Annotated in this window: 9 protein-coding genes, 1 tRNA gene and 3 rRNA genes; 2 read left to right on the top strand and 11 right to left on the bottom strand. The window is 38.1% G+C overall.

Annotated features, from left to right (window positions below):
• The first annotated feature begins 86 nt into the window (after positions 1 to 86).
• Both JWYL7_RS10820 and JWYL7_RS09335 read left to right on the top strand, forming a co-directional pair.
• Positions 87 to 473, top strand: a complete 387-nt coding sequence (locus tag JWYL7_RS10820; protein WP_331722123.1) for a transposase family protein — start codon at positions 87 to 89, stop codon at positions 471 to 473.
• Positions 470 to 1,300 carry an ISL3 family transposase gene (locus JWYL7_RS09335; protein WP_331722124.1) on the top strand — a complete coding sequence of 277 codons (831 nt, stop codon included), beginning with the start codon at positions 470 to 472 and terminating at the stop codon, positions 1,298 to 1,300. Before JWYL7_RS10820 ends, JWYL7_RS09335 begins: the two co-directional genes overlap by 4 nt.
• Before the next feature lie 151 nt (positions 1,301 to 1,451).
• On the opposite strand, the gene rrf is transcribed toward JWYL7_RS09335, so the two are convergent.
• The 11 genes from rrf to gyrB form a co-directional block, all read right to left on the bottom strand.
• Positions 1,452 to 1,568: ribosomal RNA gene (gene rrf / locus JWYL7_RS09330) — 5S ribosomal RNA — on the bottom strand.
• 55 nt (positions 1,569 to 1,623) lie between these two features.
• Positions 1,624 to 4,541, bottom strand: a 23S ribosomal RNA gene (locus tag JWYL7_RS09325).
• Between the two features lie 55 nt (positions 4,542 to 4,596).
• A tRNA-Ala gene (locus tag JWYL7_RS09320) sits at positions 4,597 to 4,672 on the bottom strand.
• A 51-nt stretch (positions 4,673 to 4,723) separates the two neighbouring features.
• A 16S ribosomal RNA gene (locus JWYL7_RS09315) occupies positions 4,724 to 6,239 on the bottom strand.
• Together the 16S, 23S and 5S rRNA genes with 1 tRNA gene alongside form the textbook arrangement of a ribosomal RNA operon.
• Before the next feature lie 117 nt (positions 6,240 to 6,356).
• Entirely contained in the window at positions 6,357 to 7,139 is a 783-nt protein-coding gene (locus JWYL7_RS09310) for a SigB/SigF/SigG family RNA polymerase sigma factor (protein WP_066072180.1), read from the bottom strand.
• A complete protein-coding gene (locus tag JWYL7_RS09305) occupies positions 7,139 to 7,576 on the bottom strand; it encodes an ATP-binding protein (RefSeq protein WP_066072177.1) in 438 nt (145 codons plus the stop codon). The genes JWYL7_RS09310 and JWYL7_RS09305 overlap by 1 nt, the downstream gene beginning before the upstream one ends.
• 5 nt (positions 7,577 to 7,581) lie before the next feature.
• Positions 7,582 to 7,896 (bottom strand): STAS domain-containing protein, encoded by a 315-nt coding sequence (locus JWYL7_RS09300; protein ID WP_066072174.1) that lies wholly within the window; start codon positions 7,894 to 7,896, stop codon positions 7,582 to 7,584.
• Positions 7,877 to 8,188: a hypothetical protein gene (locus tag JWYL7_RS09295; protein ID WP_066072171.1), complete on the bottom strand. Its 312-nt coding sequence runs from the start codon at positions 8,186 to 8,188 to the stop codon at positions 7,877 to 7,879. The genes JWYL7_RS09300 and JWYL7_RS09295 overlap by 20 nt, the downstream gene beginning before the upstream one ends.
• 1 nt (position 8,189) lies before the next feature.
• A complete protein-coding gene (locus JWYL7_RS09290; protein WP_066072168.1) occupies positions 8,190 to 8,459 on the bottom strand; it encodes a YtxH domain-containing protein in 270 nt (89 codons plus the stop codon).
• Positions 8,460 to 8,537: 78 nt separating this feature from the next.
• Positions 8,538 to 10,961 carry a DNA gyrase subunit A gene (gene gyrA, locus JWYL7_RS09285; RefSeq protein ID WP_066072493.1) on the bottom strand — a complete coding sequence of 808 codons (2,424 nt, stop codon included), beginning with the start codon at positions 10,959 to 10,961 and terminating at the stop codon, positions 8,538 to 8,540.
• A gap of 31 nt (positions 10,962 to 10,992) precedes the next feature.
• On the bottom strand, positions 10,993 to 12,891 hold the full coding sequence (gene gyrB, locus JWYL7_RS09280) for a DNA topoisomerase (ATP-hydrolyzing) subunit B (protein WP_066072165.1): 1,899 nt from the start codon (positions 12,889 to 12,891) through the stop codon (positions 10,993 to 10,995).
• Between the last annotated feature and the right edge of the window lie 28 nt (positions 12,892 to 12,919).

Raw genomic sequence — 12,919 nt, 5'->3', positions numbered from 1 at the left:
TAATAAATGTTGGGGGGCATGAAATATTGTGCTTCAACATTTATTTTTTGGCATAATAAAAGCACTTGTGAAATAAATCTGCTAAAATGTTAATTGACCTTAAAAAAAAACATAGAAAGGAGATTTATTCACAAGTGCACTCTAATTTTATCAATAAATTACTAAATTTACAAGGCGTAAAAATAAATAAAATTTCTCATGAGGATTCTTTTATAAAAATATATATAAAAACCAATCCACGTGAACATACTTGCCCTGCCTGCGGCTGCTTAACTTCTAGGGTTCATGATTATAGAAATCAATTAATTAAGGATTTGCCGTTGCAGTTTAAACATGTATTCCTTGTGCTACGAAAAAGGCGATATGTATGTTCATGTGGTAAAAGATTTTATGAGCATTACGACTTTCTTCCCCGTTATAACCGCATGACTAAGCGCTTATTTGCAATGAACTTACTAAAGTTACTAGTATGACTTCAATAGCTAAATCTGCTAATGTATCTGTTTCTACGGTTACTCGTATCTTTAACTATGTTAATTACAGTATACCTACTCTTCCAAAAGTTCTTTGCATTGATGAGTTTAAGGGTAATGCTGAAACCGGAAGGTATCAATGTATACTTGTTGATGGCGAGAAAAATAAGGTATTAGATATCCTTGCGGATAGGTCTCAAAATCATCTTATAAGTTACTTTAACAAATTTTCCCGTAAAGAAAGATGTAATGTTCAATTTTTTGTTTGTGATATGTGGCAACCATATACTGATCTAGCAAAAATTTATTTTCCTAATGCTAAAATTATTATTGATAAATATCATTTTATTAGACAAGTCACTTGGGCTATTGAAAATGTTAGAAAGCGTATACAAAAAAATATGCCACTTAATCTTAGAAAATATTACAAACGAAGTAGAAAACTTATACTTACCCGTTATCATAAACTTCAAGATGAAAACAAAAAAGCAGTTGACTTAATGCTATTGTATAACGATGACCTGCGCGTTGCGCATAAGTTAAAAGAATGGTTTTATGAGATATGTCAAAGTAATAATTATTCTTATCAAAGTGATGCTTTAATCAATTGGATTAAAAATGCAGAAAGCTCTAAAATAGAAGAGTTTGAAAAATGTGCAGCTACATATAGAAGATGGGTTAATGAAATAAGAAATGCCTTTAAATATGGTTATACAAATGGCCCCACTGAAGGATTTAATAACAAGATTAAGGTATTAAAACGTGTTTCCTTTGGAATTAAGAATTTCCATAGATTCCGAAATAGAATTATTCACTGTACTAATTAAACACCATAAAATTCCTACATTTTAGTTAGGTTTATTTAGTGTACCCAAAAACATGCAAAACTCTATGGCTATATTAAAATAGGTTCAAATATAGTAATGGAGTAGGATTGATGTCAACCCTACCCCAACTATTGACAAAGAGCCAAAAAATATGTGGCTACGTCCTACTCTCCCAGGAGGCTTCCCTCCAAGTACCATCGGCGCAAAGGAGCTTAACTTCTGTGTTCGGAATGGGAACAGGTGTATCCTCCTTGCTATAGTAACCACATAATCTTTTATAATGTGAATTAAATTAACAGCACTTTCAAAACTGCATAGCATTTTTGGTCAAGTCCTCGACCTATTAGTACTCATAAGCTAAACACATTGCTGCGCTTACACCTTGAGCCTATCAACCAAGTAGTCTTCTTGGGGTCTTACCTTAAAAAGTGGGAAATCTTATCTTGAGGGTGGCTTCGCGCTTAGATGCTTTCAGCGCTTATCCAGTCCATACATAGCTACCCAGCTGTGCCACTGGCGTGACAACTGGTGCACCAGAGGTATGTCCATCCCGGTCCTCTCGTACTAAGGACAGCTCCTCTCAAATTTCCTACGCCTGCGACGGATAGGGACCGAACTGTCTCACGACGTTCTGAACCCAGCTCGCGTACCACTTTAATGGGCGAACAGCCCAACCCTTGGGACCTACTACAGCCCCAGGATGTGATGAGCCGACATCGAGGTGCCAAACCTCCCCGTCGATGTGGACTCTTGGGGGAGATCAGCCTGTTATCCCCAGGGTAGCTTTTATCCGTTGAGCGATGGCCCTTCCACTCGGTACCACCGGATCACTAAGCCCGACTTTCGTCCTTGCTCGACCTGTATGTCTTGCAATCAAGCTCCCTTTTGCCTTTACACTCTATGCACGATTTCCGACCGTGCTGAGGGAACCTTTGGGCGCCTCCGTTACTTTTTAGGAGGCGACCGCCCCAGTCAAACTGCCCACCTGACAGTGTCCCAAGACCGGATTCACGGTCTATGGTTAGAATCCCAATACTACAAGGGTGGTATCCCAAGGATGGCTCCACCGAAACTGGCGTCCCGGCTTCTTGGCCTCCCACCTATCCTGTACATGTAGTATCAAGATCCAATGTCAAGCTACAGTAAAGCTCCATGGGGTCTTTCCGTCCTGTCGCAGGTATCCAGCATCTTCACTGGAATTACAATTTCACCGAGTCCCTTGTTGAGACAGTGCCCAAATCGTTACGCCTTTCGTGCGGGTCGGAACTTACCCGACAAGGAATTTCGCTACCTTAGGACCGTTATAGTTACGGCCGCCGTTTACTGGGGCTTAAGTTCAGTGCTTCGCAAAAGCTAACACATCCCCTTAACCTTCCAGCACCGGGCAGGCGTCAGCCCCTATACATCATCTTTCGATTTAGCAGAGACCTGTGTTTTTGGTAAACAGTCGCTTGGGCCTATTCTCTGCGGCCTCCTCGGGCATACACCCTAACGAGGCACCCCTTCTCCCGAAGTTACGGGGTCATTTTGCCGAGTTCCTTAACAAGGGTTCTCTCGCTGGCCTTAGGATTCTCTCCTCACCTACCTGTGTCGGTTTGCGGTACGGGCACCTCTTACCTCGGTAGAGACTTTTCTTGGCAGCATGAAATCAGCTACTTCGCTACTTAAATTCGCTCCCCATCACACCTTAGGATATGTTAAGACGGATTTGCCTATCTTAACTCCCTTGATGCTTGGACCTACGCGACCAGCGGTAGGATAGCCTATCCTTCTGCGTCATCCCATCCCTCAAACGGTAATTGGTGGTACAGGAATCTCAACCTGTTGTCCATCGCCTACGCCAATCGGCCTCGGCTTAGGTCCCGACTAACCCTGAGCGGACGAACCTTCCTCAGGAAACCTTAGGTTTTCGGCCCGTGGGATTCTCACCCACGTCTCGCTACTCATGCCAACATTCTCTCTTCTCTAAAGTCCACTAATCCTTACGGTTTAGCTTCAGCCCTTAGAGAATGCTCCCCTACCCATCCTTACGGATGCCGTAGCTTCGGTGATGAGTTTTAGCCCCGGTAATTTTCGGCGCAGGATCACTCGACCAGTGAGCTATTACGCACTCTTTAAATGAATGGCTGCTTCTAAGCCAACATCCTGGTTGTCTGTGCAATCCCACATCCTTTTCCACTTAACTCATACTTAGGGACCTTAGCTGACGGTCTGGGCTGTTTCCCTCTTGACTATGAATCTTATCACCCATAGTCTGACTCCCGAGCAAAAGAATAAGGCATTCGGAGTTTGATAGTCTTCGGTAACCCAAAGGGCCCCTAGGACAGTCAGTGCTCTACCTCCTTTTCTCTAAGCTCGAGGCTAGCCCTAAAGCTATTTCGGGGAGAACCAGCTATCTCCAAGCTCGATTGGAATTTCACCGCTACCCACAGCTCATCCCCGCACTTTTCAACGTGCGTGGGTTCGGACCTCCACGAAATTTTACTTTCGCTTCATCCTGTCCATGGGTAGGTCGCCTGGTTTCGGGTCTACGGCAAGTAACTAAAACGCCCATTTAAGACTCGCTTTCGCTGCGGCTCCAGACCTTAAGCCCTTAACCTTGCTACTTACCGTAACTCGTTGGCCCGTTCTACAAAAAGTACGCGGTCACACTAAAAATGTGCTTCCACAGCTTGTAGGCACAGGGTTTCAGGTTCTATTTCACTCCCCTCCCGGGGTTCTTTTCACCTTTCCCTCACGGTACTATGCGCTATCGGTCACCAAGTAGTATTTAGCCTTGGGGGGTGGTCCCCCCTGCTTCCCACAGGGTTTCACGTGTCCCGTGGTACTCTGGAGTATGCTCAAAAGGTTTCGTGTTTAATCTACAGGACTGTTACCTTCTGTGGTGGGCCTTTCCAGACCTCTTCGACTACACTACTAACTTTCTAAAGAGCATATCCGCAACCCCTACAAAGCGAAGCTTTATAGGTTTGGGCTAATCCCCTTTCGCTCGCCGCTACTTAGGGAATCGAATTTTCTTTCTCTTCCTCAGGGTACTTAGATGTTTCAGTTCCCCTGGTTCCCCTCCTTAGACTATGTATTCATCTAAGGATACCTAGACATTACTCTAGGTGGGTTTCCCCATTCGGAAATCTCCGGATCAAAGGTTGCTTGCACCTCCCCGAAGCTTATCGCAGCTTACCACGTCCTTCATCGGCTCTTGGTGCCAAGGCATCCGCCCTGCGCCCTTAATAACTTGACCAGCTATAATGCTATGCAATTTTCAAAGTGCTAAAGCACTTTAACTAAGTGCTAATTGGTGGAGATGAGGAGGATCGAACTCCTGACCCCCTGCGTGCAAGGCAGGTGCTCTCCCAGCTGAGCTACATCCCCACGTTTTCAGCAATGAACGCTGAAAACTAAACAGCAGGTAAAACTCCTTAGAAAGGAGGTGATCCAGCCGCACCTTCCGATACGGCTACCTTGTTACGACTTCACCCCAGTCATCGATTTCACCTTCGGCAGCCCCCTCCTTGCGGTTAGGTAGCTGACTTCGGGTGCCCCCGACTCCCATGGTGTGACGGGCGGTGTGTACAAGACCCGGGAACGTATTCACCGCGGCATTCTGATCCGCGATTACTAGCAACTCCAGCTTCATGCAGGCGAGTTTCAGCCTGCAATCCGAACTGAGACCAGCTTTAAGGGATTAGCTCAGCCTCACGACCTTGCAGCCCTCTGTACTGGCCATTGTAGCACGTGTGTAGCCCTAGGCATAAGGGGCATGATGATTTGACGTCATCCCCACCTTCCTCCGAGTTATCCTCGGCAGTCCCTTTAGAGTGCCCAACTTAATGCTGGCAACTAAAAGTAAGGGTTGCGCTCGTTGCGGGACTTAACCCAACATCTCACGACACGAGCTGACGACAACCATGCACCACCTGTCACCTCAGTCCCCGAAGGGAAGGCTCCGATTAAGGAGCTGTCTAAGGGATGTCAAGCCTAGGTAAGGTTCTTCGCGTTGCTTCGAATTAAACCACATGCTCCGCTGCTTGTGCGGGTCCCCGTCAATTCCTTTGAGTTTCACTCTTGCGAGCGTACTCCCCAGGCGGAGTGCTTAATGCGTTAACTACGGCACCGAGAGGGGTAACTCCCGACACCTAGCACTCATCGTTTACGGCGTGGACTACCAGGGTATCTAATCCTGTTTGCTCCCCACGCTTTCGTGCCTCAGCGTCAGTTGCAGTCCAGAGAGCCGCCTTCGCAACCGGTGTTCCTCCCAATATCTACGCATTTCACCGCTACACTGGGAATTCCACTCTCCTCTCCTGCACTCAAGCCCAACAGTTTCAAAGGCTTACTACGGTTGAGCCGTAGCCTTTCACCTCTGACTTGAAGGGCCGCCTACGCACCCTTTACGCCCAGTAATTCCGGATAACGCTAGCCCCCTACGTATTACCGCGGCTGCTGGCACGTAGTTAGCCGGGGCTTCCTCCTTGAGTACCGTCAGAATTCTTCCTCAAGGACAGAACTTTACGACCCGAAGGCCTTCATCGTTCACGCGGCGTTGCTGCATCAGGCTTTCGCCCATTGTGCAATATTCCCCACTGCTGCCTCCCGTAGGAGTCTGGACCGTGTCTCAGTTCCAGTGTGGCCGATCACCCTCTCAGGTCGGCTACCCATCGTCGCCTTGGTAGGCCGTTACCCCACCAACTAGCTAATGGGACGCGGGCCCATCCTGTACCGCAAAAGCTTTGATCAAAAGAAGATGCCTTCCTTTGATATCATCTTGTATTAGCACACCTTTCGGTGTGTTATCCAAGTGTACAGGGCAGGTTACCCACGCGTTACTCACCCGTCCGCCGCTGAGAAACATTAGCAAGCTAATATTTCTCCGCTCGACTTGCATGTGTTAGGCACGCCGCCAGCGTTCATCCTGAGCCAGGATCAAACTCTCAAATATAACTTTTATATTTAGTAACTGGCTTAATTACCTGCTGTTTAATTTTCAAGGTTCATTTACTTGTCCTAACGACAAGTAATAATATATCACCTTTTGAATAATGAGTCAATACTTTTTTTATAAAAAATATTCTTTTTTCATTTTAGCTAGTATTTTTTTCTCCATTCTAGATATAGTCATCTGAGATACACCCATCTCTTTGGCTATTTCAGACTGTGTTCTTCCTTCAACAAATCTTTGCAATATTATTTTTTTCTCAAAATCGTCTAATTTATTAAGCAATTTTTGTAATAAATCCCTATTTTCAACTAATTCAAATCCGGAATCGTCATAACCTATTGTGTCTGATATTTTTACTTCTTTATCATCTTTTTCTGACTCATAACTTGAATCTAGCGATTTCATAGCATATACATAAGATGAGTCTAAAACTTCTAAAACTTCTTCTTCTGTACATCCTATATGCTCAGCTATATCAGAAACTTTTGGAGTTGATTTATTTTTTTGTTCAAGGTAAGCTTTTGCATCATTTACTTTCTTTGATAGTTCCTGAATTCTTCTTGGAATTCTTACAATCCAACCTTTATCTCTGAAGTATTTTTTTATTTCTCCTATTATAGTGGGAGTTGCAAAGCTTGAAAATTCATATCCTTTATCTAAATCAAATCTTTCTACAGCATAAATCAGCCCCAATGTTGCCACCTGATATATATCTTCATAATCAATCCCTTTGTTAGCATATTTTTTAGATATTATTTCAGCTATATAGATGTATCTTTTAATTAATTCATTCCTTATGTCTTTATTTTTTGTATCTTTATAAATCAAAAAAAGCTCTTTATCACTTAAAGTTTCAAGTGATACTTCTTCATTTGTAGCTGATTTTGCTACACACTTCATCAAAAATCAACCCCCAGATATTTTATCATTTTAACACTAGTTCCATCCCCTATTTTTGAATCTATATATACTTCATCCATAAGAGTTTGTATTATAAATATTCCTAATCCACTTTCCTTCATTTCTTCTATATTTGTGTCTTTAACTGATAAAATATTATATCCCTTACCTTTATCAGTTACATTTATTTCAAGCTTATCTTTGTATATCTTAAATTTAATCTCAAAGTCAATGCTATGACTATGTTTTATAACATTTGTACACGCTTCAGCTACAGCAACTTTTATATCTTCTATTTGCTCTATATCAAATCCCATTCTACACGCTATAGCTGAAACTGTAAGTCTTGCAACTCCAACATAACTACTTTTGCTAGGCGAAGTTAAAGTTATTACATCTAAACAATCACCCTGTAAATCTTCAGTAGAAAGCAACATTACAATTATCCCTCCAACTTAAATATTTTATCTAATCCAGTTATTAAAAATAATTTTCTAACATTATTTTTTGGATTTGATATATATATATCCCTTTGTTTTTCTTTTAATCTCTTTAGTGCTCCAATTAATATACCAAGTCCTGTTGAGTCTATGTATTCTAACTTTGAAGCATCTATTTTTATATCAAATCCTTCTTTTGCTATATCCATTAGTACTTCTTTCAATTCAGAGGCATTGTCTATATCAACTTCACCTTGTAAGCTAACAATCCATAATTTTTCACTTTCTTTATAAACTTTATCTATTAAAAGAGACATTTTTATCACCCCTAGTTTTTTTGTTTTTTGCAAATATTCCACTCAAGAATTTTGCTGTAGATAAAAAATTTACAGTTCCAGGAATTATATTTACAATTGTATTTACTAAATTTGTTAAACTTTCAACTCCATCTAGTATATTTTCTATATTTCTCTCGCTATTTTCTAAAATTTTATCTATTCTCTTTATTACTATATCTAAATTTTTAAGAGTGATGCAAAGTTTTATAGAAATAGTTAAAAATCCTATTCCTATTAAAAGAATTCCTATTTCCCAAATATTTAATATCATATTATTCAACTTCCTCGTCTATAAATTCTTTGCTTATTACTATTTCTTTATCTAATGGTCTTATTTCATTTTCTTCTGTAACAGCTTTCACTATATTTTTTATTTTTCTCATTAAGGATAACTTAAACTCTTCAGGATCATTAACTATTTCTTTAGTTTTTAAAACCAACATATCTCTTGTTTGCTTTCCTGTTTTTGGAGTTGATAATAAAGCTATTAGAGCACCTATTACTCCACCAAATAAAAAATATTTACATTTTTTATCTCTCACAATCTACACCCCTTTCTGCCTTTTATATATTTTACCACTTTAAAAAATATAATAAAAGAAAAAGAATAGAGAATTTCCCTATTCTTTTTCTGCTATTTTCGCTATAGATGCAATATATGATTCTTCCTGAGTTTTCATTAGTTTTACACCGCTTGTAGATCTTCCTAGAGTGGATATATCATTAACTTTCAATCTGATTAATGTTCCATCTGCACTTAAAAGCATAATTTCATCATCTTCATTTACTAACTTAGCTCCAATTAATACTCCTGTCTTATCTGTTATGTTATAAGTTTTTAATCCTTTTCCACCTCTATTTTGTAGCTTGTATTCTGATATAAAAGTCTTCTTTCCATAACCTTTTTCACTTACTACTAAAAGCTTTTCTCCTTCACTTACTAATTCCATTGCTACAACGCAGTCATCATCGTTTAGGCTTAATGCTTTAACTCCCATAGCGTTTCTTCCCATATCTCTTATATCTTTCTCGCTAAACCTTATAGCAAGTCCATATTTTGTAACTAATACAATTTCTTCATTTCCATTAGTAAGTTTTACACCTATAAGCTCATCTTCTTCTCTAAGATTAATAGCTATAAGTCCATTTCTTTTACTTTTTCTAAATTCATCTAGGTCTGTCTTTTTAATAACTCCATTTTTAGTACATAAAACTAAATATTTTTCTTCTATACTATCTTTAATTGAAATTAAAGCTGTAACTTTCTCATTAGGTTCAATAGGAAGTAAATTAATTATTGCTGTTCCTTTAGCTTGTCTTTTTCCTTCTGGTATTTCATATGCGTTTACTTTGTACACTTTACCTTTATTAGTAAAGAAAAGTAAACTACTATGAGTTGATGTTATTACTAAATGTTCAACAAAATCTTCTTCTCTTGTTGTAAGTGCACAAACCCCTTTTCCTCCCCTATGTTGAGGCTTGTAAGTATCAGCAGCAAGTCTTTTTATATATCCAAAATGAGTTAATGTTACAGCTATTTCTTCATCTTCAATAAGGTCTTTTATGTCAATCTCACCTTCAGATGATCTTATCTGTGTTCTTCTATTATCAGAATATTTTTCTTTTATAGCTGTTATTTCATCTTTTATAACAGATAATAACATACTTTCATCTTCAAGTATTTGTTTTAGATAAGCTATTTTCTCTAAAAGATTTTTGTATTCTTCTTCTATTTTTTCTCTTTCAAGACCTGTAAGTCTGTGAAGTCTCATATCAAGTATTGCTTGTGCTTGAACTTCACTAAATGAAAACCTATCTATAAGAGATGCCTTAGCTACTTGAGAGTTTTCTGATCTTTTTATTATGTTTATAACTTCATCTATATTATCTAACGCTATCTTAAAACCTTCTAAAATATGAGCTCTTTCCTCAGCTTTTTTTAGGTCAAATTTTGTTCTTCTAGTTATTACATCTTTTTGATGCTCTAGATAATGATAAAGCATGCTCTTTAAGTTTATAACCTTAGGCTCTCCGTTAACTAAAGCAAGCATTATTATACTAAAGCTATCCTCTAGTTGTGAGTGTTTGTAAAGTTTGTTTAAAACTACATTTGCATTAGAATCTTTTTTTATTTCTATAACTATTCTAAGTCCGTTTCTATCACTTTCATCTCTTATATCAGATATTCCTTCTACTTTTTTATCTTTTACTAATTCTGCTATTTTCTCTATTAATTTAGCTTTATTAACCTGATAAGGTATTTCTGTTATAACTATTTGAGTTTTTCCTTTACCTATATCCTCTATATATGCATTAGATCTAACCTTTACTTTTCCTCTTCCTGTTTTATATGCACTTAATATGCCTTCTTTTCCCATTATTATAGCTCCTGTAGGAAAATCAGGTCCTTTTATATGCTTCATTAAATCTTCAATTTCACATTCAGGATTATCTATAAGATGTATAACTGCATCTATAACTTCTCCTAAATTATGTGGCGGTATAGATGTTGCCATACCTACTGCTATACCACTTGATCCATTAACTAATAAATTTGGATACCTTGATGGAAGAACTGACGGCTCTTTTAATGTTTCATCAAAGTTTGGAACAAAATCAACAGTTTCTTTGTCTATATCTTTCAAAAGCTCAAGTGCAAGTTTAGACATTCTAGCTTCTGTATAACGCATTGCAGCTGCGCCATCTCCATCTATTGATCCAAAGTTTCCATGACCATCAACTAGTAAATATCTAGTTGAAAAATCCTGTGCCATCCTAACCATCGCATCATAAACAGCTGTATCTCCATGTGGATGATACTTACCTAAAACGTCTCCAACAAGACGAGCTGACTTTCTATAAGGTTTATCTGGAGTCATATTAAGTTCATTCATTGCATAAAGTATTCTTCTATGAACAGGTTTAAGTCCATCTCTTACATCTGGAAGTGCTCTCCCTACTATTACACTCATAGCATAATCTATATAAGACTTTCTCATTTCGTCTTCTATTTCTATAGGGACTATTTTTTCATTTTCTTCAATCACGAAAATACCCCTTTCCATAATTTTTTAGTTATATATCTAGATTTTTAACATATTTTGCATTTTCTTGAATAAAGTTTCTTCTAGGTTCTACTTTATCTCCCATAAGCATAGTAAATATTTCATCTGCTTTAGACGCATCTTCTATAGAAACCTGAAGTAGTGTTCTAGTTTCAGGATTCATTGTAGTCTCCCATAGCTGCTCTGGATTCATCTCTCCAAGACCTTTATATCTTTGAAGATTTACTCCATCTCTTCCTATATCAGATAATAACTTGTTAAGCTCTTTATCTGAATAAACATAATACTCATTTTTACCTTTTTTAACTTTATATAATGGTGGCTGAGCTATATAAACATGTCCATTTTCAATAAGTGGTCTCATATATCTGAAGAAAAATGTAAGAAGTAATGTCCTTATATGAGCACCATCAACATCTGCATCTGTCATTATAACTATTTTGTGGTATCTTAATTTATCATGATCAAATTCATCTGATATACCACAACCAAATGCAGTTATCATATTTCTTATTTCTTCAGAAGCAAGTATTTTATCAAGTCTAGACTTTTCAACATTAAGGATTTTACCTCTTAAAGGAAGTATTGCTTGATATCTTCTATCTCTTCCTTGTTTAGCAGAACCACCTGCTGAATCTCCCTCCACCAAGTAAATTTCACTTTTAGCTGGATCTTTTTCTGAACAATCTGCTAGTTTTCCTGGTAAAGATGTACTTTCTAGTGCACCTTTCCTTCTTGTAAGTTCTCTAGCCTTTTTAGCTGCTTCTCTAGCTCTTTGAGCTCTAAGTCCTTTGTCTATTATTACTCTAGAAGTTTGAGGGTTTTCTTCTAGGAAAGCTCCAAATTCTTCGAATGTTATTCCTTCAACTATACCTCTAACCTCTGTATTTCCTAACTTTGTTTTAGTTTGTCCTTCAAATTGTGGTTCTGGAAGTTTTACTGATACTATTGCTGTTAAACCTTCTCTTATATCTTCTCCTGTTAAATTACTGTCTTTTTCTTTTAAATAATTATTTTTCCTTGCATACTCATTTACAACTCTAGTTAAGGCAGACTTAAATCCACTCAAGTGGCTTCCACCTTCATGAGTGTTTATATTATTAGCAAAAGAATAAACATTTTCAGTATATCCATCTGTATACTGCATAGATATCTCAACTTGATAATCCTCTACTTTTTTTTCAAAATATATCACTTCGTCATGAATTGAGTCTCTATTTTTGTTTAAATGTTTTACAAACTCTATTATTCCTCCACTATACAGAAACTCTTTTTTCTTGCCTTCTTCTCTTTCATCTTCTAAAACTATTCTTATTCCTTTATTTAAGAATGCAAGCTCTCTTAATCTATGTTCTAAAGTTTCGTATTTAAATACTATATCTTCAAATATTTCAGCATCTGGTTTAAAAGTTATAGTAGTTCCTCTTTCATCAGTATCTCCTACAACTTCAAGGTTTGACTTAGGATTTCCCCTTTCATATCTTTGAGTATATATTTTTCCATCTCTTTTTACAGTTACTTCAAGCCACTCAGAAAGGGCATTAACTACCGATACACCAACTCCATGTAGTCCTCCTGATACTTTATATCCTCCTGAGCCAAATTTTCCTCCTGCATGAAGAACTGTTAAAACTGTTTCTACAGTAGATTTTCCTGTTTGTGGATGTATCTCAGTAGGGATACCCCTTCCATTATCTTGAACTGATATTGAACCATCTTTATGTATACATACTCTTATATCAGTACAATATCCCGCTAACGCTTCATCTATACTATTATCTACAACCTCATAAACTAGATGATGAAGTCCTCTAGGTCCTGTTGAACCTATATACATTCCAGGTCTTTTTCTTACAGGCTCTAATCCTTCAAGAACCTGTATTTGACTTGCTCCATATTCTTGATTCATTTTGTCCCTTCCTTTCCTAAGGAATATA

It is taken from the genome of Alkalithermobacter thermoalcaliphilus JW-YL-7 = DSM 7308 (assembly GCA_001584565.1).
Lineage (GTDB): Bacteria > Bacillota > Clostridia > Peptostreptococcales > Peptostreptococcaceae > Alkalithermobacter > Alkalithermobacter thermoalcaliphilus.
This window is presented reverse-complemented; position numbering and strand designations above follow the sequence as displayed.

Bases quoted from the DNA above. Each gene is read 5' to 3' on its own strand.
- JWYL7_RS10820 (WP_331722123.1), top strand. From the start codon at position 87: ATGTTAATTGACCTTAAAAAAAAACATAGAAAGGAGATTTATTCACAA.
- JWYL7_RS09335 (WP_331722124.1), top strand. From the start codon at position 470: ATGACTTCAATAGCTAAATCTGCTAATGTATCTGTTTCTACGGTTACT.
- JWYL7_RS09310 (WP_066072180.1), bottom strand. From the start codon at position 7,139: ATGAAGTGTGTAGCAAAATCAGCTACAAATGAAGAAGTATCACTTGAA.
- JWYL7_RS09305 (WP_066072177.1), bottom strand. From the start codon at position 7,576: ATGTTGCTTTCTACTGAAGATTTACAGGGTGATTGTTTAGATGTAATA.
- JWYL7_RS09300 (WP_066072174.1), bottom strand. From the start codon at position 7,896: ATGTCTCTTTTAATAGATAAAGTTTATAAAGAAAGTGAAAAATTATGG.
- JWYL7_RS09295 (WP_066072171.1), bottom strand. From the start codon at position 8,188: ATGATATTAAATATTTGGGAAATAGGAATTCTTTTAATAGGAATAGGA.
- gyrB (WP_066072165.1), bottom strand. From the start codon at position 12,891: ATGAATCAAGAATATGGAGCAAGTCAAATACAGGTTCTTGAAGGATTA.